This is a genomic window from Streptomyces sp. NBC_00250, assembly GCF_036192275.1.
GTDB lineage: Bacteria > Actinomycetota > Actinomycetes > Streptomycetales > Streptomycetaceae > Streptomyces.
The window spans coordinates 7,118,369-7,140,606 of record NZ_CP108088.1 but is presented as its reverse complement, the minus strand read 5'-3'; the positions used below and the strand labels follow the sequence as shown (position 1 = coordinate 7,140,606).

Below are 22,238 nucleotides of genomic sequence, written 5' to 3'. Positions count from 1 at the left end.
CCCCGCGTGCGCGCTGTCAGGGGAAGACCACCAGGGCCCGGCCGCCCTTGCCCGCGAGCATGTTCTCGAAGGCGCCCGGGATGCCGTCCAGGGTGATCCGCTCGGTGACGAGGGCGCCGAGGTCGAGCCGGCCGGCCCGGATGTGTTCGGCGAGGACCGGGAGGTCGACGGCCGGGTTCGAGTTGCCGTAGACGCAGCCCGCGAGGGTGCGGCCCCAGTGGAAGAGCTCCAGGGCGTTGAAGGTGACCTGCTGGTCCTTGCCGCCGATGCCGACGACCGTGGTGCGACCGCCGCGCCGGGTGGAGTCCCAGGCGGTACGGATGGTGACGGCGCGGCCGACGCATTCGACGGCCACGTCCACGCCCTGGCCGCCGGTCAGCTTCCGTATCTCCTTCGCCGTGGTCTCGGAGGCGACGACGTACTCGGTCGCGCCGGCCGCCCGTGCGAGCGCCTCCTTCTCCGGTGAGACGTCCACGGCGACGATCGTCGAGGCGCCCGCGATCCGAGCGGCCTGGAGGGTGGCGAGGCCGACCCCGCCGACTCCGAACACCGCGACGGTCTCGCCCTCGCGGACCCGGGCGGAGTGGTGGACCGCGCCCCAGCCGGTGAGGACGGCGCAGCCGAGCAGGGCGGCGTCGGTGAGCGGTACCCCGTCGGGCACCGGGAGGACGCAGCCGGCGGCGACGACCGTCTCCTCGGCGAAGGCGGCGACGTTGAGTCCGGGGTGGAGTTCGGTGCCGTCCTGGGTGCGGGCGTGGATGTTCGCGGCGCCGGTCAGGGCGTTGGCGCAGAGCCAGACCTCGCCGAGCGAGCAGGGGTGGCAACTGCCACAGGAGGGAGCCCAGTTGAGCACGACTCCGTCGCCGGGGGCGACATGGGTCACGCCCTCGCCGACGGAGACGACGGTGCCGGCGCCCTCGTGGCCGAGGACGGCGGGGACCGGGACCCGCATGGTGCCGTCGGAGAGCGAGAGGTCGGAGTGACAGACCCCGGCGGCGGCGAGCCGGACCCGGACCTGACCGGGGCCGGGCTCGGGGAGTTCGATGCCGGTGATCTCCAGCGGAGAGCCGACGGCGGGCAGGACGGCGGCGCGGATCACGCTCGTTGCTCCTTCTGCGCTCGGGAGGGGAGGACTCAGAACTGGAGGGACTTGGTCTGCAGGTACTCGGAGAGGCCGTGCGTACCGAGTTCCCGGCCCACGCCGGACTGCTTGTAGCCGCCGAAGGGGGCCAGCGGGTTGAACCGGCCGCCGTTGATGTCGACCTGGCCGGCCTCCATCCGGCGGGCGAAGGCGACGGCCTCCTCGGGGTCGCCCCAGACCGCTCCGGCGAGGCCGTAGACGGTGCCGTTGGCGATGGCGAGGGCCTCGTCCTCGTCCTCGTACCGGAGGAGCGAGACGACGGGTCCGAAGATCTCCTCCTGGGCGATGGTCATCTCCGGGGTGACGTCGGCGAAGACGGTCGGGGAGACGTAGTAGCCGGTCCCGAGCGGGGCTTCGGGGCCGCCGGCGACGAGCCGGGCGCCCTCCTCGACGCCCTTCTCGATGTAGCCGCGGACGCGCTGCTGCTGCTTGGCGTTGACCAGCGGGCCGAGGCGCTCACCGGGGACGTACTTGGTGACGGCCTCGGCGGCGAGCGCCACCGCCTCCTCGTAGCGGTCCGCGGGGATCAGCATGCGCGTCCAGGCGCTGCACTTCTGTCCGGAGTTGGACATGACGTTGGCGATGCCGACGGAGACGGCCTGGGCGAGGTCGGCGCTCGGCAGGATCACGTTGGCGGACTTGCCGCCGAGTTCGAGGGCGACGCGCTTGACGGCGCCGCCCGCGAGCGCGCCGATGCGGCGGCCGACGGCGGTGGAGCCGGTGAAGGAGACGAGGTCCACGTCCGGGTGCTCGGCGAGGGCCTGGCCCGCGACCGGGCCGAGGCCGGTGACCAGGTTGAACACGCCGGCGGGCAGGCCCGCCTCGTGCACGGCCTCGGCGAAGAGCTGGGCGGTGAGCGGGGTGTCCTCGGCGGGCTTGAGGACGGTGGTGCAGCCGGCGGCGAGGGCCGGGGCGATCTTGGCGACGACCTGGTGGAGCGGGAAGTTCCAGGGGGTGATCGCGGCGACGACGCCGACGGGCTCGGCGTAGACGGTCGAGTTGCCGACCTCCTCCTCGAAGGGGTGGGTCGCGGCCATGTCGGCGTACGTGCCCGCCACGATGATCGGCAGTCCGGCGTGCACGACGGCGGCGAGCTGCGGCGGGGCGCCGAGCTCGGCGGTGACGGTGGCGGCGATCTCCTCCGCGCGGGCGGCGAGCGCGTCGCGCAGGGCGGCGATCCTGGCGCCGCGCTCGGCGGGCGGGGTCGCGGCCCAGCCGGGCAGCGCGGCACGGGCGGCGCGTACGGCGGCGTCGACGTCTTCGGCGGTGCCGGCCGGGACGTGGCCGATGACCTGCTCGTCCGCCGGGTTGATGACGGCGATCGTGTCGGGGCCCGCGGCGGGGCGCCACTCCCCGCCGATGTACATCGCGTCGTGCGCCTTCATCCGCTGTCTCCTCACGCTGCCGACCGGATCGTCGCCGGCCGGTCGGTCACCGGCCGGTTCGCCACCGGCCGGTACGTCGTCCACCAAACTAGCGCTGTTAGTTTTCTGGCGCCAGGACTTCGGAACGTGCCCCCCGTCTCAGTCCCGGGCCGCACAGGGAGCCTCCGGGCCGTCGAGCAGCGAGCCGCGTACCCAGCCGATCGTGCCCCGCCCGCCCCGGCGATGTCCACGGGCACCCCTGACAGCCGGACACCCCCCGAACTGACAGAAGCCTCCTTGCCCTTCGGTCATTCCCCGGTAAGGGCCCGGTCCCGGCGGCCACCGACCGCCGGGGGAGGCGGATCCGGAACCGCGGCCGGGGCGGGAGCGCGGGCCGGTGGGAGCGAGCCGCTCGAACGGGCCGAGCGGACGGCGCCGCCCCAGGACGCCCTTCAGGCCGTGTTCGAGGTGCGATCGGCGCGGGCCCGAGCCGGCGCCGATCGGGAGGGCCGGCCGACCGGCCGGAGGAGATGCCGCGGCTGTCGGCCGAGTACCGGGAGGGCGGCACCGCGCATCCGGCTGCCTGGGCACTGCTGTCGCGGGGGCGACCCGAGGAGGCCGTCGAGGTGGCGCGCGCGCTGGCCGAACGGGCGGAGCGGGCGGAGCGGGCGGAGCGGGCCGGGGAACGGCACGCGGAGCCGGAGGTCCTCTGGTGTGCGGCGCCGCCGGGCTCGCGTGGCCGGGCTCGCGTGGCCGGGCTCGCGTGGCCGGGCTCGCGTGGCCGGGCTCGCGGCGTCGGGCCGGGACCGGGAGCCCGCGGAGGGCTTCGACCGGGCGGCGGTGCTCGCGGCGGAGTCGCCCGTGTCCGGCGGGCGCACGCCGGGTGGCGCGGGCCCGCCGGGGCGGGCAGAACGGCGGACGCGGCTGGGGTCCGCCGTTCAGATCTTCCGGGCGATATCGGTGAGGTGGGCGAAGACGACGATGTTCGCCTCGTAGCCCGTGCTGCGGTCGAAGGCTCCGCCACAGGTGAGCAGCCGGAGTTCGGGCCGCCCGGTGGAGCCGTACACCTCCTTGTCGGGGAACTCGGCCTTGGCGTACGTACGGACGCGGTCGACCGTGAAGACGGCGACCTTGCCGTCGGCGCGGGCGACCCGGACCGTGTTGCCGGGGCTGAGCGAGTCGAGGTTGAGGAAGACGGCGGGCCCGGTGCGGGTGTCGCGGTGGCCGACGACGACGGCGGTCCCGCGCTCACCCGGGGTGGCCCCCTTCGCGTACCAGCCGGCGACCTGGGGGTTGTCGACCGGCGGCGTGGCGAGGCGTCCCGCCGCGTCGAGGCCGAGTTCGATCACCGGGGCCTCGACGGTGATGGCCGGTACGGCGACGGTGGTCGGACGTGAACGGGCCAGCGGTGCGGGCGGGGGCGACGGCCGGGGCGAGGGTACGGCCTTCGGCCGCGCCCTGGGCTTCGCCTTGTGGTCGAGGGCGGCCGGCGCTCCGGCCCCCGCTGCCGCCCCGGCCGACCCGGAGGCGGCCGCCCCGGAGACGGCCGGGGCGGACGCGGGGCGGCCGGGAGCGGCCGGGCCGGCGGCGAGCACCGGTTCGGCCGGTTCCTCGTCTCCGGCCCACCAGACTCCGCCGGTCACCAGGACCACGGTGACCGTCACGGTCCTGGCGAGCCGGAACAGGCGGCGGCGCCGGCGCGTGAGGCGGGAGGACCTACGCCGCGCCATCGGTGCGGCGGCGCGAGCGGCGGATCAGGACCAGTCCGGCCGTACCGGCGAGGCCGGCGGCGACGGCCGCTCCGATGCCGAAGTTGGAGGAGTCGTCGGCGGCGATCTCCGCGCTGCCGCCGCCACCGGCACCGACCGGGCCGTGCGGGGGCCTGCCGTGGCCGTGGCCGCCGTTGCCACCGTTTCCGTTCCCGCCGTTGCCGTTGCCTCCGTTCCCGTTGCCGCCGTTGCCGTTCCCGCCGTTGCCGTTGCCGCCGTTCCCGTTTCCGCCGTTGCCGCCGTCCGGGCAGGTGACCCGGAAGACCTTCGACTTGGCCGCGCCGTTCTGGCCCACCCACGTCCATTCGACCTTGTACATGCCGGACGGCAGGCCGGTGATGTCGTCCGTGTGTCCGTCACCGGTGCTGTTGACGGCGATGCTGCCGTTCTTCAGCGACGGGTCCTGGTTGCCTGGCAGGCCAGGCTGCTCGTAGATGTTCCACTGGATGCTCTGCAGGCCGTCGAAGTTGAAGGCCGCGAAGCGGAAGATGCATCCGACCTGGGGCTGGTTGGCCTCGCTGGTGTCGGGGGTGCCCTGACGGTGGACCTTGACGTCACCGTTGTCGCCGGGCGCGGCGAAGGCCGTCGGAGCGCCGGCGAGGGTCACGCCGCCGAGCGCCAGGGTGGCCAGCGCCGCGCGGAGCAGAGTGCGGGTGGGGGGAGTCGTCATGGTGTGGGTCCTCCAGTCGTGAGCACGTCGGATACTTAGTGCGATAATCCGACTATCTGTCACGAGATGGACGCGAAGAGTGGCGACAGGGCCGCGCCACCCTCCGGCTCCACCCGTCCGGCCCACCCTCCGTCACCGCGCGCCACCGGGCCCGGGTCGGGTCAGGCCGCGTCGGGAGCCCGGGGGCGGATCAGATGATGCCGAAGAGGATCCCCGACGCGAGGACGACCAGCGAGGTCAGCGCCGCCCACTTCACCGTGAACTTGGTGTGGTCACCGAACTCCACCTTCGCCATGCCGACGAGGACGTACACGGCGGGGACCAGCGGGCTCGACATGTGCAGCGCCTGGCCGACCAAGGAGGCCCGAGCGATCTCCAGGGGCGAGACGCCGTGGGCGGCGCCCGCCTCCGCGAGGACCGGGACCACGCCGAAGTAGAAGCCGTCGTTCGACATGAAGTAGGTGAGCGGGATGCTGAGGACACCGGTGACCAGGCCCATGTGCGGCCCCATGCCCTCGGGGATGGCCCCGACGAGCCAGTCGGCCATGTGCTTGACCATGCCCGTACCGGTGAGGACACCGGTGAAGACGGCGGCCGCGAAAACCATGCCGGAGACGTTGAGGACGTTGTCGGCGTGGGCGGCGATGCGCGCCTTCTGCTCGGCCATCTTCGGGTAGTTGACGGTGAGCGCGAGCGCGGCGCCGAGGAGGAACAGCACCGGGATCGGCATCAGTTCGAGGATCATCGCGGCGAGCAGCGCGACCGTCAGACCGGCGTTGAACCAGTACAGCCTGGGCCGGAGGGTCGCCCGGTTCGGGTCGAGCCCCTGGAACCCCTCGTCCTCGCCCGCACCGGAGACCTTGTCGGAGCGGGTGGCGGCGCCCTGGGCCGCGCCGGGCGCGTCACCGGCACCGCCGACCGGCTTCTTGGTCAGGTCCACACGGCCGCCGCCACCGCCACCGGCCGTGACGAGCACCGTGTCGGTCTCGGGCACCAGGACCTCGTCGAGCGTGAGGTAGCCGATGCGCTTCCGCTCGCGACGCCCGAGGACGTACGCGAGGACGAAGACGAACAGCAGACCCATGCCGAGCGCGGGGATCATCGGCACGAAGACGTCCCCGGCGTCCAGCTTCAGCGCGGTCGCGGCGCGGGCCGTGGGGCCGCCCCAGGGCAGGGTGTTCATGACGCCGTTCGCGGTGGCGGCGACACCCGTCATGACCACCAGGCTCATGCCGAGCCGCTTGTAGAGCGGATACATCGCCGAGACGGTGATCATGAAGGTGGTGGAGCCGTCGCCGTCCAGCGAGACGATCGCGGCCAGCACCGCCGTACCCACGACGATCCGCACGGGGTCCGCCTTGCAGAAGCGCAGGATGCCCCGGACGATCGGGTCGAACAGGCCGACGTCGATCATCACGCCGAAGTAGACGATGGCGAACATCAGCATCGCCGCCGTCGGTGCCAGCTTGCCGACGCCTTCGATGACGTAGTCGCCGAGCTGGGCCCCCTGCCCCACCACCACACAGAAGAGCGCGGGGATCAGCACGAGCGCCGCGATCGGCGACATCTTTTTCATCATGATCAGGACCAGGAAGGTCGCGATCATGGCGAAGCCGAGGACGGTCAGCATGGAGGACACCTCACGTTCACCGTTGAACAGCCGCCGAGCGGCGGTCCGGATGACGGTAGGTGCCCTCTTCTGCCGTTAACAAGATGTTGACGCGTGAGCAATACGAGCAAAACCCCAGGTCAAGGCATGGGTGACACGTCGACGGGGAAGCCGTTCAGGACGGCGGTGCCCGACAGGGGGTCGAGCCGGGAGCCGTCGAGCAGCTGGTTGACGTTGACTCCGGGGCGGGCGGACGCCACGGACAACCGGGTGCCCGGCCGGTCGTGGCCCCAGCCGTGCGGAAGGCTCACCACCCCCGGGCGCACCCCGTCGGTGACCTCGACCGGCACCTCCAGCTCGCCGCCCTCGCCCTTGATCCGGGCGAGGCCGCCGTCGGCGAGCCGCAGCCGGGCGGCGTCGTCGGGGTGCACCTGGAGGGTGCACCGGTTGGAGCCGCCGCCGAGTGCGGGGGTGTTGTGCAGCCAGCTGTTGTTCGAGCGCAGGTGGCGGCGCCCGACGAGCTGGAGGGTGCCGGGCTCGGGTACGGCGTCGAGCGCGGCGCGCAGCCTGGGCAGGTCGGCGGCGAGCGGCGCGGGGCACAGTTCGATCCGTCCGCTGCCGGTCTTGAGCAGCTGGGGCACGCGCGGCTTCAGCGGGCCGAGGTCGATGCCGTTCGGGTGGGCCCGCAGCTCGTCGAGCGTGAGCCCGTACGGGCCGAGGCGCAGCATCAGGTCGAGCCGGCGCTCGGGTCCGGTGTCCCCCGTGAGCCGGGCCGCGAACTCCTTGGGGTCCGCCCCGTACGCCGGTGAGTGTTCCTGGGTCACCGCCTTGGCGAGGGTGGTGTCGATCGCGAGCTGGTCGACGGCGGACGGCGGAGCCCCGTGCATCCCCGAGACGGCGAGGATCAGCCGGGCGTGGATCTCGCACTCGTCCATGCGGCCCGCTTCGACGGGGAGGACGGCCGGGGTGTAGCGGGCCTGGTCGCGGACCGCGAAGCCGTTGAAGGCGAAGTCGAAGTGGGGGCTCTGCGAGGGCGGGGGCGGCGGGAGCAGGACGTCGGCGTGGCGGGTGGTCTCGTTGAGGTACGGGTCGACGGCGATCATGAGGTCGAGGGAGCCGAGTGCCGCGTCCAGGCGGTGTCCGTCGGGCGCGGACAGGACGGGGTTGGAGGCGACGGTGATCAGCGCCCGGATGCGCCCCTCCCCCGGTGTCTCGATCTCCTCGGCGAGCGCGACCATCGGCAACTCCCCTTTGACCTCGGGGTGGTGCGAGACCCGGCTGTGCCGGCGGCCGAGGGCGAAGCCCCTGCCGGGTCCCGCGGGGCGCGGGGCGGGCGCGGTGGCGGAGAGCGGGAAGAGGGCGCCGCCGGGCCGGTCGAGGATACCCGTGAGGATGTTGAGGACGTCGACGAGCCAGTTGGCGAGGGTGCCGTACGCCACGGTGGAGCTGCCCATCCGCCCGTAGACGGCGGCGGTGGGCGCGGCGGCGAGTTCCCTGGCGAGGGCGCGGATGGTGTCCGCGTCCACGTCACAGGCGTCGGCGACCGCCTCGGGGCTGAACTCCCGTACCCCGGCCCGCACCTCCTCGACCCCCTCCACATGGGCGACGAGCGGGCCGAGGTCGGTGAGCCCCTCCTCGAAGAGGGTGTGGACGAGCGCGGCGAGGAGGAACGCGTCGGCGCCGGGGCGGATCGCGACGTGCCGGTCCGCGAGGCGTGCGGTGCGGGTGCGCCGGGGGTCGACGACGGTGAGGGTGCCGCCGCGTCGGCGCAACGCCTTGAGCCTGCCGGGGAAGTCGGGGGCGGTGCACAGACTTCCGTTGGAGTCCAGCGGGTTGGCTCCGAGGATCAGCAGGTGATCGGTGCGGTCCAGGTCCGGGACGGGGATCGCGAAGGGGTCTCCGAACAGCAGGCCGCTGGAGACGTGCTTGGGCATCTGGTCGATCGTCGACGCCGTGAAGAGGTTCCGTGTGCGCAACGCGCCGATCAGCAAGGGCGGGTAGAGAGCGCCGGCGATGGTGTGCACATTGGGGTTGCCCAGGACGATACCCACGGCATCCGGCCCGTACTCCTCGATCAACGGACGAATTCCGGCGGCGATCGTGTCGAACGCCTCCTCCCAGGTGGCCTCCTGGAGCCGGCCGTCCTTCCTGACCAGGGGGCCGCGGAGCCGGTCGGGGTCGGAGTCGACCTGGGGGAACGCGGCGCCCTTGGGGCAGATGAACCCCTGGCTGAAGACATCGTCGCGGTTGCCGCGCGCCGCGGTGACCCGGGCCCCCTCGATCGTCAGCGTCAGTCCGCAGGTCGCTTCGCAGAGGGGGCAGATGCGCAGGGCGGTGGACATGGCGTCTCCCTGGGGCGGCGTCGGGTGGCGCCGAGCATACCGACCGGTAGGCACGTGCGGGAGGGGTCTGCGGGAGGTTACGAGAGCGAGGGCGCCAGATACGCGTAGAGCAGCTGACGGGTCTCGTCGACGATCGCCGGATCGCCGGCGGGGTCGGTACGGAAGGCGAGCCGGACGAGGGCGTCGGCGGTCTCGACGCCGATCAGCACCTTTCGCCGCAGGTCGTCGTCGGCGGGTCGGTCCAGGTGGGTGGCGAGGAGGGCGCAGAGCCGTTCGGCGACCAGGCGGTTGGGGTCGTCGACGGCACTCGCCGCCATGTCCTCGCCGTGGTCCGCACCGTCGTCGGCGCCGCCACCGTCTCCGCCACCCTCGCCTCCGCCGCCCCCTCCGCCGCCCGCGCTCTCGCCCGGTGCGGCGGCGGGCACACCGAAGTCGACGAGGGCAAAACCCGGGACGGTCCGCTTCATCTCGATGAACTCGTCCAGGACGCCGTCGATGGCCCCGTGGGGGTCGAGGCGCGGCTCGGCGGCGAGACGGGCGGAGACCCGCTGGGCGTACTCGTCGAGGTTGCGGTGCGCGAGGGCGGCGACCATCGCCCGCTTGTTGCCGAAGAAGCGGTAGACGGAGCCGATGGGGACTCCGGCGCGGACGGCGACGGCACGGGTGCTCAGCTGCTCGTAGCCGGTCTCGTCGAGGAGTTCGGCGCAGGCGCCGAGAATCCGGGCGAGCCGCTCGGCGCTGCGCTGCTGGACGGGGGCCCGGCGGAGCGCGGACGGGGACTGGGGGCTGGTCTGGGGCACGGGGACCATGATGCCGCTCCGGTCGGGCTCAGGCGATCAGCAGGCCGATGCCGCCGAGGGTGTAGGCGATCATCAGCGCGAACAGCGGGAGTTGACCGGCGACCGCGCGGTCGGGCGGGAAGAGGCGCACGGACCGGTCGTGGGCGGCGACGACACCGAGGACGTGACCGGTGACGATCGCGGCGACCTGGAGCGTCGCGAGGCCCCCGGGACCCAGGAACGGGGCGGGTGCGAGGGCATTGTCAGACCCCCCTGCCATCATGACTGTGCGTGGCCCTTCGGTGACGAAGAGCGAGAAGTAGTGGGCGACGAGATAGCCGAGCGCGATGGGCAGGAGCGAGTGGGCGAAGGAGGTGAGGGGGGTGGTGAGGGCTCGGTTCATCAGGCGGAGGGCGCCCGCGCAGAGTCCGTAGCAGGCGGCGACGAGGGCGACGGCGGCGAGGAGGCCGAGCGTGGCGGTGAGGGTGGGGTCGAGGGGTGAGGTCTGGAGGGTGGTGATCCAGCGGGGGTTGTCGGAGAGGCCGTCGTAGGCGGTGGAGCCGAGGAGGACACAGACGGTGGCGACGAGGCCGGGGGTCTGCGGGGTGGCGTCCAGGCCGTGGAAGGGGGAGCGCAGGACGAGACGGCCGTCGGCACGGCGGCCCAGCGGCGAGAGCCGGGCGAGGAGGGAGGAGTAGACCTCGAAGGGGTCGGCGTGGGCGAACCATCGGTCGCCGTAGCGGGCGGCGCCGATGAGCAGGACGCCGGTGGGGACGGCGGCGGCTATCAGGAGGGTGGTGGTGGAGGTGTTGTCGGGGGCGACGAGTTCGAGCCAGGTGAAGAGGAGGAGGCCGAGGGCGGCGGGGCGGATGCCGACGGCGGCGGGCAGGGGGCGGGGGTTCCGGGGCGGGTGCAGGGCGTGGAGGGCGCGCAGGGGGTTGAGGAGGCGCCAGACGGGGCCGAGGAGGAGGGAGGCGGGGACGAGTCCGACCCAGAGCAGGACGTAGAGGGCGCCGGGGGCGGGATTGCGGTCCGGGTCGTCCGGACCGAGAAGGAGGTGGAGGAGGAAGACGAGGGCAGCGACGGCACCGAGCAGCCGGAGCGCCGTGCGGGTGGCAGGGGCGTCGGCCGCCCGCTGGAGGGCGGCGGGGAGCGGGCGTCCTGACAGATCGCCGCGGAAACGGGAGGAGGACCAGAGCAGTCCGAGGGCGAGGAAGGAGATGAGGAGCGCGGCGAAGGCGCCCGCGTAGGCGTAGAAGGGCGAGAGGGGGAGGTCGTGCCGGGAGCCCACGCCGTGGGCGAGGGGAAGCCCGAGACCGAGACCGATATCGGGGACGTGGGCGTGGGCGGCGTCGGCGGGGATGTCGGTCATCGGACGACGAGTTGGGTCAGGAGGAGTCCGGACTCGTGGGTCTCCACCTCGAAGAGGCCGGTGCGGTCCGCGGTGAGGGTGAGGGTCGCGGGTGTGCCGGGAGAGAGGGGCAGTTCACGGTCGTAGCCGTGCACATGGAGGGTGTCGGCGCGGTCGCCGGTGACATGGAGGGTGAGGCGTTCGCCCTTCTTCAACTCGATACGGGAAGGGGGTGGCGAGACGGTCTTGCCGGTGATGGTGAGGGTGACGGTCCGTCCGGGGTCGGGCGTGCGGGAGTCGTTCGGGCGGGGGGTCGCGGGCGGCGCGGGGGTACCGGTACTCGCGGGGGCGGATGAGGCGGGGGTGCCGTCCAGGCGGACGGTGGCCTGGACGGGGGTGCCGGCGGCGGCCCAGACCGTGTGGTCGTCCGCGTGGAGCCGGACGGTCAGGGTGCGGGCGCCCGCCGGTACGTACCCCCACGGGCCGTAGAGACGGGTGGTCTCCCGGCCGTCGATCAGGAGGCGGGCGTGGCCGCGGCCCGGAAGGGCCGCGCCGCCGGTGCTCTCGGGGGTGAAACGGAACCTCTCCACCGTGAGGTGGACGTTCCAGCCGCCCTCGCTGTCGGGGCGGGCCTCGGCGCGGACGGTGGGCGCGTCCGCCGCCGGAAGCTCCCTGAGCCGATGCCCGCCCTCGTCCCGGGCCGTGAGCAGGGTCCCGCTGCTCCCGGTGGCCTCCTGGTGGCTGGTGCCGGGCTTGTGATGGGTGGTGGCCCGGCCGCCGCAGCCCGCGAGGGCGAGGGCGGCGGCCAGGACCAGGGCCAGGGGCGCCACCGGGACCCGGAGCGGCTTGGACGGGTGCGTCACGCCGCCCACGCCGTTCGCCACGTTCACGCCGTCTACGCCGTCCACGCAGTTCGCCACGTCCACGCCGTCCACGCCGTTCGCCGTTTTCACCTCGTCCACGCCGTTCACGCGGGTCCCTCCCCGTGCGACCGCGCCTCGGTGGCCGGTTCGGGCTCGGCGCTCGGTCCCGACTCGGGCTCCTGGTCTCCACCGGCCGGGTGCGGCTCGCGGGCTCCCGCCGCGACCACCGCCCACAGGACCCAGACCACGCCCAGCAGGAGGCGGAGCCAGGCCGGGCTCAGGGGGATGCCGGGGACCATCAGGACCGCCTTGTCGAAGGCGTCGAGGAGGGTGAGGGCGCCGAGGACCACGGTGGTCCAGGCGAGGACGGGGCGGGTGGGCCGGAGGGCCAGACCGAGGAGGGTCCACCAGATGCCGGTGAGCAGCAGCGCGAGGGCCGGGACGACGGTCGGGGTGAGGGCGAGGGTCGAGCCGGCGACATCGAGGGCGAGGCCCGCGAGGCCGATGAAGGTGGCCGCTCCGGCGAGGCGGCTGCCGCGCAGGCGGCGCCACCAGAGGGCGAAGCCGGCCAGGGCGAGGACGAGGGAGCTGCCGAGGGCGAGTTGGGTCTCGACGCGCTGGAGACCACGGGCGCCGTACCAGTCGCAGCCTGCCGGGAGGCGGCGCGCCTGGACGTTGTAGTCGGCGCAGACGAGGAGCTGGGCGAGTTTGACGGGTTCGCCGATGAGCCGGTCGGTGTCGCCGGAGACGTCGCCGCGGCGTGCCCCGCAGTCGGGCAGGGCCCCGGGGGTGGCGGCGCCGGTGTCGGACTGCCAGCAGTTGCCGCCGCCCTGGCCGTCCCACCACACGTCGCTGCGGTTGGGGCGGGAGGCGCCGGACTTGTCGACGCCGAGGTGGTTGGCGGCGTAGCGGTTGTGGTGGGAGGTGTCGGTCTGCTTGCCCCAGGCGGACTCGCCGCGGATGAAGGCGGGGACGGCGCTGAGGTAGAAGGCGGTGCGCTGGTGGCCGTAGACCCAGTTGTTCTCGTAGAGGTTCCAGTTGCCGCCGGCGGTGATGATGCCGGTGCCGGGGGGCATGGAGATCTGGGGGCAGACGACGCCCTGTTCGTAGCCGCGCTCGACGGGCGGCTTGGCGCAGGTGCCGTCGGCGACGTACGGGTAGTAGTTCTGGTTGTTGTCGTGGATCAGGTTGCGTTCGAAGCGGGCGTGGTTCTGGGGCAGTCCGGGGTGGCCGGGGAAGGCGGAGTCCATGGAGGCGCCGCCCATGTTGTGGTCGAACTCGTTGTCGTGGACGTAGACGGAGTCTCCGGCGGTGCCGGAGTAGCCGACCATGTTGTGGTGGCTGCGGCAGCCGGTGATCTCGATGGAGTAGCGGGGGACGTCGTAGCCGCGGCCGTCGTTGATGTCGGAGGCCGAGCCGGGGTAGATGCCGGAGTCGCCGTTGCCGTAGGACTCGCAGTTCTTGTAGAGGCCGTGGTCGGAGGCGAAGGTGAGGAAGCCGTACTCGTCGTTCCAGCGGGTGAGGACGTCGTCGATGACGAAGCCGTCGGCGGCGAGCACGTACAGCGAGTTGAAGGTGGTGCGCTGGGCGGTGAAGTTGCGGAAGTAGACCCCGTCGGTGCCGTCGGCCCGCAGGGCGTTGAGTTTCCGGTACTTGGCGTCGATGACGACGTCGAGGCGGGAGGCTCCGGTGCCCTCGATCTGGAGGTTCTTCTTGCCGAGGATGGCGACGAGGTTCTGGTTGTGCGGGCACTGCCGCTGCTGCTCGTAGCTGAGGATCTGGTAGCCGAGCGAGGATTCGGGCGCCTTGAGCGTGGCGCAGGCTCCGGTGGGCGGCGGCAGCGAGGGCTCCTCCTCGTACAGGCCGGGGAGGATCGCGATGGTGAGTCCCGGCCGGTCGACGGCGTCGACGGCCTGCTGGAGGTGGCGGTAGCCGTCGCGGGCGCAGCGCTCGTGGAGGGTGAGGTTGCGGGCCTTGAGGGTGGCCGGGAAGCCGGAGATCCGGCGTTCGAAGTCGGCCCGGTCGGTCTTGCAGACGAGGAGGTCGGGTTCTCCGGTGCGGAGCTTCGGCACGGTGCCGGAGCCGTCGGGGAAGGTGACGGGCCGCTCCTCGTGGGCCTGGGCCCCGGGAGCGGCGAGCAAGGCCGCGGCGAGTGCCGCGAGCACGACCGTGAGCGCGAGGACGAACCTTCGGGTCCAGGACATGCGCGTGAGAGTAGAGCATTGTTCATCTTTTTTGACCCCCTCGCGCGGCACCCGGTTTCCGGGCGCCCCGCCACCGGAGGCAGCTGCACCGTTGACGGAAGGCGCGCGGAATCCTACGGTCATCCATAGGATTCCCTTGTGGGCTTCCCTTGTGGGCTCAGGACAGGAGCGGGCGATGACCACGGAGCAGGCCAGGAAGACGGCCGATGCGCTCAGCTACAGCACCGGTTTCGGCAACGAGCACAGCTCGGAGGCGATCCCGGGCGCACTGCCGCACGGCCGTAACTCGCCGCAGCGCGCACCCCTCGGTCTCTACGCCGAGCAGCTCAGCGGCAGCGCCTTCACCGAGCCGCGGGCGCACAACCGCCGCTCCTGGCTCTACCGGATCCGCCCCTCGGCCGCGCACCCGCCGTTCACCCGGATCGACAACGGGGCGCTGCGCGGCGCCCCCTTCACCGAGACCGTGCCCGACCCCAACCGGCTGCGCTGGAACCCGCTGCCCGAACCGGCACCCGGCACCGACTGGCTGGCCGGTCTGTGGACCCTCGGAGGCAACGGCGACGCGACCCAGCGCGCCGGCATGGCCGTGCACCTGTACCACGCCAACGCCTCCATGGAGCAGGTCTTCGGCGACGCGGACGGCGAGCTGTTGATCGTCCCGGAGCGCGGCGGCCTCCTGCTCCGTACCGAGCTGGGCCTGCTCGCCGTCCACCCCGGCGAGGTCGCGCTGATCCCGCGCGGGGTCCGCTTCCGCGTGGAGCTGCTCGACGAGACCGCCCGCGGGTACGTCTGCGAGAACTACGGCGCCCCGTTCCAGCTCCCCGACCTCGGCCCGATCGGCGCCAACGGCCTCGCCAACGCCCGTGACTTCCGGGCCCCGGTCGCCGCCTACGAGGACGTCGAGGGTCCCGTCGAGGTGGTCAACAAGTACTGCGGCAACCTCTGGTCGGCGACGTACGGCCACTCCCCGCTGGACGTCGTCGCCTGGCACGGCAACCACACGCCGTACGTCTACGACCTGCACCGTTTCAACGTCATCGGGACGATCTCGTACGACCACCCCGACCCGTCGATCTTCACGGTCCTCACCTCGCCCTCCGACACCCCGGGGCTCGCGAGCGTGGACTTCGTGGTCTTCGCCCCGCGCTGGCTGGTCGGCGAGGACACCTTCCGGCCGCCGTACTTCCACCGCAACGTGATGAGCGAGTACATGGGCCTCATCGAGGGCGCCTACGACGCCAAGGCGGAAGGCTTCGTGCCGGGCGGCGGCTCCCTGCACAACATGATGTCCGCGCACGGCCCGGACCGGGAGACCTTCGACCGGGCCAGCGCCGCCGAGCTGAAGCCGCAGAAGATCGACGACGGTCTTGCCTTCATGTTCGAGACCCGCTGGCCGGTGACCGCGACCCCGCAGGCCGCGGACGCCGACCACCTTCAGAAGGGGTACGACGACGTATGGCAGGGTCTTGAGCGCCACTTTCGGCCGTAGTGTCTCGGCCGTAAGCCCGTAGCCTTCGTACGGAGAACCCGTGACCGCCTTCGCTCCCGACTCGCTGGTCCTGAACCGCAAGCTGCCGCTCTGGTATCAGGTCTCGCAGTCGCTGCGCGCCTCGATACTGGGGCGCACGCCCGACGCCTCGCTGCGGCTGCCCACCGAGGAGCAGCTCGCGGCCCACTACGGCGTGAGCGTGCTGACCATGCGCCAGGCCCTCAAGGAACTCGAGGAGGAGGGCCTGATCAGCCGGCACCGGCGGCGCGGGACCTTCATCGAGCCGGGCGCCCGGCGCTCCACCCCGCGCCGGCTGCTGGGCTCGATCGACGCGATCGTGGCCCAGCAGTCGGGCGAGCGGACGACGGTCCTCGGGCACGGCACCGAACCGGTGCCGGGTGAGCTCGCCGAGTACTTCCCCGACCTGACGGAGATCGTGGCGTACCGGCGGCTGCGCCGCGACGGGGAGAGCGGCGAGCCGACGAACTGGGCGGAGAACGCGGTCCTTCCCGAGCTCGCCGCGGCGATCGACCCGGCCGATCTGGAGCGCTGGCCGATGACGAAGGTGCTGCGGGACGTCGTCGGGGTGCGGATCAGCCGCATCACGGACACGGTCGAGGCGCGCCTCGCCGACCCGGAGACGGCGGCCCTGCTCCAGGTCCCGCTGCTCTCGCCGATCCTCCACTACACCGGCGTGACCTACGACGCGGACGGCCGGGTCGTCGACGTGGCGCGCATCCGGTACCGCGGCGACCGCTTCTCCTTCACGGTGACGGTCGAGGCCCAGTAGAAGAGGCGCCTCGGCGCTGGAAGCCCACGGACGGCGGTCGTTAGCATGCGGGGCGTGACGGAAGCCCCCGGAGCGAACGACGCCGACCCGCCCCGCCTCGACGGCCCGGCCCCCGTCGACGACCTGCCCCTCCTCGACGACCTCATGCCGTGGTCCGTCGCGCCGCTTCGCTTCGGCCGTACGTGGATCGTGGCGCCGGACGCGCGGACGCTGCGGTCCCGCTGGGACCGTCTGCTGGCCGCCGAGGGTGCCGAGCGGGAGGCCCTGTTCCGGCCCAGCCGCGCGCGGACCCCGGCGAGCGCGGTGGCCGCGCTGCCGGGGCAACGGACCGGGACCGTGCGCTGGGCCCGCGAGTCGGGGCCGTGCCCCGCGCCCGTACGGGTCGCGCGCGGGCCGTTCGACGAGCAGTGGCTGCTGCCCGACCACCGGCTGATCGACACCGCCCGCCCGGAGCTGTGGCGGGTCGCCGGGGAGCCGCAGCTCTTCGCCGTCGAGCAGGGGTACGTGCCGGGTGCGGCCGGTCCCGCCCTCCTGGTGACGGCCGCGCTTCCCGAGGGCCGCTCCCCCGCCGGCCGACCGGGCCGGATCCGCCCGCTGTTCCGGCGCCCCGGGGGCCTGGAGCCCAATCTCGCCCCCGGTCTCCTCGATTTCCTCGGGGAGCGGTACGGGCACGAGGTCGACGCCCTGGAGTGGCTCGCGTGGACGGTGGCGGCGGCCCGGCCCTCCCCCGCGGGGTGCCGGGTCCCGCTCCCCGAGGACCCGGAGGTCTGGGCGGCGGGCGTGGCGCTCGGCCGGGACCTCGTCGACGTACAGGTGCGGGGTGCGCTGACCGGGACGAAGCCGAGGCTGCCGGGCGGGCGCCGCCCCTATGTGCGGGCCGCCGTCCCGCCGCGCCCCCGGGCGATGACGTACGACGCCGGGGACGAGGCCCTGTGCCTGGACGAGGGCCGCATCTCACCCGTACCGGCGGAGGCGTGGGAGTTCAGCGTCGGCGGGACGCGGGTCCTGGAGCAGTGGTTCGCGCACCGGACCGCCCCGGCGGAGCCCGGCTCCCTTGAGGCGATCGGCCCGGCGGACTGGCCGCAGGAGTGGACCTCGGAGCTGCTCGACCTGGTCACGGTGCTCGCGCTGCTCGGGACGAGGGAGGCGGAGCGGGCCGCGTTCGCTCCGGAAGGAGAGGAACCCACGGGCCCGACGAAGGGACCCGCGGGCCGGACGAAGGGATCCGCTGGCCAGGCGGAGCTGCGGGCGGCGGGCGTGCTGCCCCCGCCGCCCGGGTCCCGCCGCCCCGCCTCCGTCCTCGACCATCAGGAGGAGGGCCCGGAGGGCCAGTTCATGCTCCTGTGACCGGGGCGGCCGGCGGCTCGAAGGAGTCGAGGAGCCGGCCGATGGTCAAGGTGAAGATCTCGTCCGCGTCGACGGGCGCGGCGGGGGCCTCGGCGAGCAGTCCGGCGAGGTGCGGGTACCGTCCGCTCGCCACCTGCCCCATGAGGTAGGCGCCGCGCACCGCCTGCTCCTCCGCCTCGGACCAGGGCAGTCCGCGGGCCCGTTCGGCGATGGCCTGCTCGTTGGCGACGGTCGCCATGACCGTGCCGTTGACCATGGCGATCAGCTGCATCTTCAGCCCGGCGGGGACGTCCAGGGGGACGAGGCAGCCGAGGCACCACTCCAGGAAGCGCAGGGCGTTGGGGCTGAACCCGTAGGCGGTGGTCATCACCCGGGCCAGCCAGGGGTGCCGGTACATGATCGCGCGGCTCTGGTGGGCGATCATGGTCATGTCCGCGCGCCAGTCGCCGCTGGGCGTCTCGGGGAGTTCGTACTCGCCGCTGACCGCGTCGACCATCAGCTCGTACAGGTCCTCCTTGCGGGGGACGTAGTTGTAGAGCGACATGGTGCCGCAGCCGAGTTCGGCGGCGACGCGCCGCATGGAGACCGCGTCGATGCCGTCCGCGTCGGCGATGCGGACGGCGGCTTCCACGATGTCCCGCCGGCTGTACGCCGGTTTCGGGCCTCGGCCCGCGCGCTCGGGGCGCGCCCAGATCACTTCCGGTTCGGCCGATCGGCCCGCCATGGATCATCACCTCGCTCTCCATCGTAGTTACGTACGCCGTACGTAGTGGGGTATGGTCACGCCATGACGACTACGTACGCTGTACTTAGTGAGGGTCTGCGGAAGCGATACGGCGACGTGCACGCCCTCCGGGGCCTCGACCTCGCCGTCCCCGAAGGCTCGGTCTGCGGCGTCCTCGGCCCCAACGGCGCCGGAAAGACCACCGCCGTCCGCGTGCTCACCACCCTCGTCAGGCCCGACGCGGGCAGCGCGCTCGTCGCGGGCCACGACGTGGTGCGCGACCCGGCGGGGGTGCGGAAGCGGATCGCGGTCACCGGGCAGTACGCCTCGGTGGACGGGGACCTGACCGGCGCCGAGAACCTGCGGCTCTTCGCCCGGCTGCTGCGCGCCCCGCGTGCCCGCGCCGACGAACTCCTGGAGCAGTTCGGCCTCGCCGCGGCCGCCGGACGCCCCGCCCGCACCTACTCCGGCGGCATGCGACGCCGGCTCGACCTGGCGGCGAGCCTGCTCGTACCGCCCCGGGTCCTCTTCCTCGACGAGCCGACGACCGGGCTCGACCCGCACAGCCGCAACGGGATCTGGGACGCCGTACGGGGGTTGGCGTCCCGGGGCACGACCGTGCTGCTGACCACGCAGTACCTGGAGGAGGCCGACCAGCTCGCCGACGACATCGTCCTGATCGACGAGGGACGCACGGCCCAGCGCGGCACTCCGGCCGAACTCAAGGCGCTCGTCGGAAGCTACGCCGAGGTCGTCGTCGCCGACCCCTCGGCCCTCGACGCGGCCGCGGCCGTCCTCGACCGGCTCACCGGCTCGGCGCCGGTCCTGGACGCCGAGCGACGCACGGTCGGCGCGGTGACCACGGACACCACGCTCACCCTCCCCCGGATCGTCCGCGAGGTCGACGCGGCCGGGGTCCTCATCGTCGACGCGTCCCTGCGTCCGCCCACCCTCGACGAGGTGTTCCTGCGCCTCACCGACCGGAAGGAGCTCGTCGCATGACCACCGCGCTCGTCCCCGAGGACGAAGCCCGTCGCACGGGCACCGCGCTCGTCCACGACGGGGCCGCCGTCCTCGGCCGTCACCTCCAGCGCATCCGGCACGCGCCCGCGATCACCGTGATGACGCAGACGATGCCGATCGTGTTCCTGCTGTTCTTCGGGTACGTGTTCGGCAGCGCGCTCGCCATGCCGGGTGCCGAGTACCGGTCCCAGCTGGTGCCGGGACTGCTCGTGGCGACGGCCGCGGGCGGTCTGATGACCGGCATGTTCCAGGCCGCGCAGGACTCCCACCGGGGTGTCATGGACCGCTTCCGGACCATGCCCGTGAGCCGGTCCGCCGTCCCGCTCGGCCAGGCGCTCGCCGACCTGGTGGCCAGTGCCGTCGGCACCGTCCCGCTCATCCTGGTCGGGCTCGCGATGGGCTGGCGGATCGAGGGGACGGCGGCGGAGGCCCTGGGCGCCTTCGGACTGCTGCTGCTGTTCCGCTTCGCGACCACCTGGGTGGGCATCCTGCTCGGCCTCGCGTCGAAGAGCGAGGAGGCGGCGGGGCAGCTGGGGAGCGCCACGTTCATGCTGCCGCTGCTCTCCAACGCGTACATCCCGACCGACGGCATGCCGGACTGGCTGCGGACGGTCGCCGAGTGGAACCCGATCTCGGCGGTCACGACGGCGGTTCGGGTCCTCTTCGGCAACGCCCCCGTCCCGGCGGACGCGGCCTGGCCGGTGGCCCACCCGGTCGCCGGGGCGCTCCTCTGGTCGCTCGGCCTGATCGCCCTCTTCGCCCCGCTCGCGGTCCGCCGCTACACCCGGGGCTGACGATCCCGGCACACCACGCGGGGTGACATACCCCCTGGTGACAAGGAGCGGTCCCGCAGGGTAGGCAGGGCTTCCATGAGCACCCAGCCACTCCCCCTCGACGGGATCACGGTCGTCGCCGTCGAGCAGGCCGTCGCCGCCCCCTTCGCCACCCGGCAACTCGCCGACCTCGGCGCCCGCGTGGTCAAGATCGAGCGCCCCGACGGCGGCGACTTCGCCCGGGGGTACGACACGGCCGCCCGGGGCCTCGCCTCCCACTTCGTGTGGTGCAACCGCGGCAAGGAGTCCGTGGCGGTCGACCTCAAGGACCCGCGGGGTCTCGCCCTGGTCCGACGGATGGTGGCCGGCGCCGACGTCTTCGTGCAGAACCTGGCCCAGGGGGCGGCGGCCCGGCTCGGTCTCGACGCCGCCGCCCTGTGCGCCGAGCACCCGCGGCTGATCGCCGTGGACATCTCCGGGTACGGGGCGGAGGGGCCGTACGCGCACAAGCGGGCGTACGACATGCTCGTCCAGTGCGAGGCGGGCCTGGTGTCGGTGACGGGGACGCCGGAGCAGCCGGTGAAGTCCGGGATCCCGGCGGCCGACATCGCCGCCGGGATGTACGCCTTCTCGGGTGTCCTCGCCGCTCTCGTCCGGCGCGGCACCACCGGCCGGGGCGGTCCGGTGGAGGTCTCGTTGTTCGACTCGCTCGCCGAGTGGATGGGGCATCCGTTGCACCATGGGTTGCACGGGGGCACACCCCCGGCGCGAACGGGGCTCGCGCACGCGGTGATCGCGCCGTACGACGCCTATCCGACGGCGGACGGGGGCCTGGTGCTGCTCTCCGTGCAGAACGACCGGGAGTGGCGGCGGCTCGCCGAGCGGGTCCTCGGCCGGCCCGAGCTGGCCGAGGACCCGGCCTTCGCGACGAACACGGCGCGGGTGGCGGGCCGCGCGGCGACGGACGCGGCGGTCGCGGAGGCACTGGCCCCGCTGACGGCTCCCGAGGCATTGGCCCGGCTCGACGCGGCGGGCATCGCCTGCGCCCGGCTCAACTCGGTCGCCGAGCTCGCGGACCATCCCCAGCTGACGGCCCGTGACCGCTGGCGGGAGGTGGAGTCGCAGGTCGGGCCGCTGCGCTCGCTGCTGCCGCCGATCGTCTTCCCGGACGCGCCGGAACCGCGCATGGACCGGATCCCCGCCCTCGGACAGGACACCGACGAGGTGCTCGCCGGGCTCGGAGTGCCGGAGGCGGAGGTGAAGGTACTGAGGGGTGCGGGAGTGATCGCCTGACCCGGCGTGCGGCGTCGGGCCTGATCACACGCCTGGTGCGGGTCGGCCTGATGCGGGTCCTGGTCCTGGGTACGACTGAGCGCCGGACGGGCGGGGACACGTCCGGCGGTGTCGCAGTCGTCACGGCCGACGCAGCCGTGACGGGCGTGACAGTCGAAGTCGTGCGGTCCACCGGGCAACCGGGCGGAAGCGGGCGGGAACCTCGGGGGTACTCGGCCCGGTGCGCCCGGCTCCTAGCGGCGCGTCCCGAAGAGGGAGCGACGCAGGCGGCGGAGCGGGGCGAAGAGCGAGACCCGTGCGCTGCGGCTGCGGTGACCGTGCACCGGAACCTCGGGCGTACGCGATGTCAGTTCACGCATCAGCAGCGTCGCCTCGGCCACCTCACGCTGAGGCACGGCGGGGCCGCCGAGCACCGCGAGATGACGGTCGAGCCGCGAACTCGTCGCGCTGCTCCCGCAGGTGATGGCAGGCACTCGCGGCCTGCTGCGCATTGCTATCTGTTCCATGTCACTCCCCACCCGTACAAGGGCACCCGACCCAGGGCAGGTTAACCCTATCGCCCCGTGGTGACACCCGTGTATCCCGGCGACGGGATTCACGGCACTCGTACGGGGGTTGACGGTCACCGTCCGAATCCATCTGATTCCAGGGCGAGTTGGACAGGATTCGAACACCTGCCGAACCGTCACGAACCATCCTGCCTTCCG

18 protein-coding genes are annotated in these 22,238 nt (G+C 73.1%); 6 read left to right on the top strand and 12 right to left on the bottom strand.

The genetic code is table 11. The features are described from left to right. Positions 1-16 precede the first annotated feature (16 nt). The 10 genes from OG259_RS32350 to OG259_RS32305 form a co-directional block, all read right to left on the bottom strand. Positions 17-1,099, bottom strand: coding sequence for a Zn-dependent alcohol dehydrogenase (locus OG259_RS32350; RefSeq protein WP_328945471.1), 1,083 nt, complete (start codon positions 1,097-1,099; stop codon positions 17-19). Positions 1,100-1,134: 35 nt separating this feature from the next. Next, positions 1,135-2,526 carry an aldehyde dehydrogenase family protein gene (locus OG259_RS32345; RefSeq protein WP_328945470.1) on the bottom strand — a complete coding sequence of 464 codons (1,392 nt, stop codon included), beginning with the start codon at positions 2,524-2,526 and terminating at the stop codon, positions 1,135-1,137. A 917-nt stretch (positions 2,527-3,443) separates the two neighbouring features. Continuing rightward, the gene (locus tag OG259_RS32340) at positions 3,444-4,235 is read right to left on the bottom strand and encodes a class F sortase (RefSeq protein ID WP_328945469.1); all 792 of its coding nucleotides are present in this window, start codon (positions 4,233-4,235) and stop codon (positions 3,444-3,446) included. Further along, positions 4,222-4,944, bottom strand: a complete 723-nt coding sequence (locus tag OG259_RS32335; RefSeq protein WP_328945468.1) for a hypothetical protein — start codon at positions 4,942-4,944, stop codon at positions 4,222-4,224. Before OG259_RS32335 ends, OG259_RS32340 begins: the two co-directional genes overlap by 14 nt. A 190-nt stretch (positions 4,945-5,134) precedes the next feature. Next, on the bottom strand, positions 5,135-6,574 hold the full coding sequence (locus OG259_RS32330) for a CitMHS family transporter (RefSeq protein ID WP_328945467.1): 1,440 nt from the start codon (positions 6,572-6,574) through the stop codon (positions 5,135-5,137). A 119-nt stretch (positions 6,575-6,693) separates the two neighbouring features. Next, positions 6,694-8,895: a molybdopterin oxidoreductase family protein gene (locus OG259_RS32325; protein ID WP_328945466.1), complete on the bottom strand. Its 2,202-nt coding sequence runs from the start codon at positions 8,893-8,895 to the stop codon at positions 6,694-6,696. A gap of 77 nt (positions 8,896-8,972) precedes the next feature. Next, complete coding sequence (locus tag OG259_RS32320) at positions 8,973-9,704, bottom strand: TetR/AcrR family transcriptional regulator (RefSeq protein WP_328945465.1); 732 nt, start codon at positions 9,702-9,704, stop codon at positions 8,973-8,975. A 19-nt stretch (positions 9,705-9,723) separates the two neighbouring features. After that, a complete protein-coding gene (locus OG259_RS32315; protein WP_328945464.1) occupies positions 9,724-11,046 on the bottom strand; it encodes a hypothetical protein in 1,323 nt (440 codons plus the stop codon). Continuing rightward, positions 11,043-11,855 carry a hypothetical protein gene (locus tag OG259_RS32310; RefSeq protein ID WP_328947244.1) on the bottom strand — a complete coding sequence of 271 codons (813 nt, stop codon included), beginning with the start codon at positions 11,853-11,855 and terminating at the stop codon, positions 11,043-11,045. Before OG259_RS32310 ends, OG259_RS32315 begins: the two co-directional genes overlap by 4 nt. Before the next feature lie 137 nt (positions 11,856-11,992). Next, positions 11,993-14,092 carry a right-handed parallel beta-helix repeat-containing protein gene (locus OG259_RS32305; protein WP_328945463.1) on the bottom strand — a complete coding sequence of 700 codons (2,100 nt, stop codon included), beginning with the start codon at positions 14,090-14,092 and terminating at the stop codon, positions 11,993-11,995. A gap of 175 nt (positions 14,093-14,267) precedes the next feature. Here OG259_RS32305 and hmgA point away from each other — a divergent pair, with 175 nt between their 5' ends. From hmgA to OG259_RS32290, 3 genes are read left to right on the top strand one after another with little or no spacing between them, the layout of a single operon-like run. After that, positions 14,268-15,581 (top strand): homogentisate 1,2-dioxygenase, encoded by a 1,314-nt coding sequence (hmgA, locus tag OG259_RS32300; protein ID WP_328945462.1) that lies wholly within the window; start codon positions 14,268-14,270, stop codon positions 15,579-15,581. Between the two features lie 40 nt (positions 15,582-15,621). Further along, positions 15,622-16,371: a GntR family transcriptional regulator gene (locus tag OG259_RS32295; RefSeq protein ID WP_328945461.1), complete on the top strand. Its 750-nt coding sequence runs from the start codon at positions 15,622-15,624 to the stop codon at positions 16,369-16,371. A 45-nt stretch (positions 16,372-16,416) separates the two neighbouring features. Beyond that, the gene (locus OG259_RS32290; RefSeq protein WP_328945460.1) at positions 16,417-17,718 is read left to right on the top strand and encodes a type ISP restriction/modification enzyme; all 1,302 of its coding nucleotides are present in this window, start codon (positions 16,417-16,419) and stop codon (positions 17,716-17,718) included. On the opposite strand, the gene OG259_RS32285 is transcribed toward OG259_RS32290, so the two are convergent. Continuing rightward, entirely contained in the window at positions 17,705-18,442 is a 738-nt protein-coding gene (locus tag OG259_RS32285; RefSeq protein WP_328945459.1) for a TetR/AcrR family transcriptional regulator, read from the bottom strand. The two genes, OG259_RS32290 and OG259_RS32285, sit on opposite strands and share 14 nt — an antisense overlap. Positions 18,443-18,505: 63 nt before the next feature. Between OG259_RS32285 and OG259_RS32280 the strand changes: the two genes are divergently transcribed. The 3 genes from OG259_RS32280 (at position 18,506) to OG259_RS32270 (ending at position 21,531) form a co-directional block, all read left to right on the top strand. After that, positions 18,506-19,444, top strand: a complete 939-nt coding sequence (locus OG259_RS32280) for an ATP-binding cassette domain-containing protein (RefSeq protein WP_328945458.1) — start codon at positions 18,506-18,508, stop codon at positions 19,442-19,444. Continuing rightward, a complete protein-coding gene (locus OG259_RS32275; protein WP_328945457.1) occupies positions 19,441-20,259 on the top strand; it encodes an ABC transporter permease in 819 nt (272 codons plus the stop codon). The genes OG259_RS32280 and OG259_RS32275 overlap by 4 nt, the downstream gene beginning before the upstream one ends. A gap of 75 nt (positions 20,260-20,334) precedes the next feature. Next, positions 20,335-21,531, top strand: coding sequence for a CaiB/BaiF CoA transferase family protein (locus tag OG259_RS32270; RefSeq protein ID WP_328945456.1), 1,197 nt, complete (start codon positions 20,335-20,337; stop codon positions 21,529-21,531). A gap of 233 nt (positions 21,532-21,764) precedes the next feature. Here the strand turns inward: OG259_RS32270 and OG259_RS32265 are convergent, their stop codons facing one another. Beyond that, complete coding sequence (locus OG259_RS32265) at positions 21,765-22,037, bottom strand: hypothetical protein (protein ID WP_266890148.1); 273 nt, start codon at positions 22,035-22,037, stop codon at positions 21,765-21,767. Positions 22,038-22,238: the final 201 nt, after the last annotated feature.

Excerpts from the sequence above, each read along its gene's own strand:
- OG259_RS32280 (WP_328945458.1), top strand. The coding sequence starts at position 18,506 with ATGACGACTACGTACGCTGTACTTAGTGAGGGTCTGCGGAAGCGATAC.
- OG259_RS32290 (WP_328945460.1), top strand. The coding sequence starts at position 16,417 with ATGCGGGGCGTGACGGAAGCCCCCGGAGCGAACGACGCCGACCCGCCC.
- OG259_RS32340 (WP_328945469.1), bottom strand. The coding sequence starts at position 4,235 with ATGGCGCGGCGTAGGTCCTCCCGCCTCACGCGCCGGCGCCGCCGCCTG.
- OG259_RS32275 (WP_328945457.1), top strand. The coding sequence starts at position 19,441 with ATGACCACCGCGCTCGTCCCCGAGGACGAAGCCCGTCGCACGGGCACC.
- OG259_RS32345 (WP_328945470.1), bottom strand. The coding sequence starts at position 2,526 with ATGAAGGCGCACGACGCGATGTACATCGGCGGGGAGTGGCGCCCCGCC.
- OG259_RS32315 (WP_328945464.1), bottom strand. The coding sequence starts at position 11,046 with ATGACCGACATCCCCGCCGACGCCGCCCACGCCCACGTCCCCGATATC.
- OG259_RS32270 (WP_328945456.1), top strand. The coding sequence starts at position 20,335 with ATGAGCACCCAGCCACTCCCCCTCGACGGGATCACGGTCGTCGCCGTC.
- OG259_RS32265 (WP_266890148.1), bottom strand. The coding sequence starts at position 22,037 with ATGGAACAGATAGCAATGCGCAGCAGGCCGCGAGTGCCTGCCATCACC.
- OG259_RS32320 (WP_328945465.1), bottom strand. The coding sequence starts at position 9,704 with ATGGTCCCCGTGCCCCAGACCAGCCCCCAGTCCCCGTCCGCGCTCCGC.
- OG259_RS32305 (WP_328945463.1), bottom strand. The coding sequence starts at position 14,092 with ATGTCCTGGACCCGAAGGTTCGTCCTCGCGCTCACGGTCGTGCTCGCG.
- OG259_RS32325 (WP_328945466.1), bottom strand. The coding sequence starts at position 8,895 with ATGTCCACCGCCCTGCGCATCTGCCCCCTCTGCGAAGCGACCTGCGGA.
- OG259_RS32285 (WP_328945459.1), bottom strand. The coding sequence starts at position 18,442 with ATGGCGGGCCGATCGGCCGAACCGGAAGTGATCTGGGCGCGCCCCGAG.
- OG259_RS32330 (WP_328945467.1), bottom strand. The coding sequence starts at position 6,574 with ATGCTGACCGTCCTCGGCTTCGCCATGATCGCGACCTTCCTGGTCCTG.
- OG259_RS32335 (WP_328945468.1), bottom strand. The coding sequence starts at position 4,944 with ATGACGACTCCCCCCACCCGCACTCTGCTCCGCGCGGCGCTGGCCACC.
- hmgA (WP_328945462.1), top strand. The coding sequence starts at position 14,268 with ATGACCACGGAGCAGGCCAGGAAGACGGCCGATGCGCTCAGCTACAGC.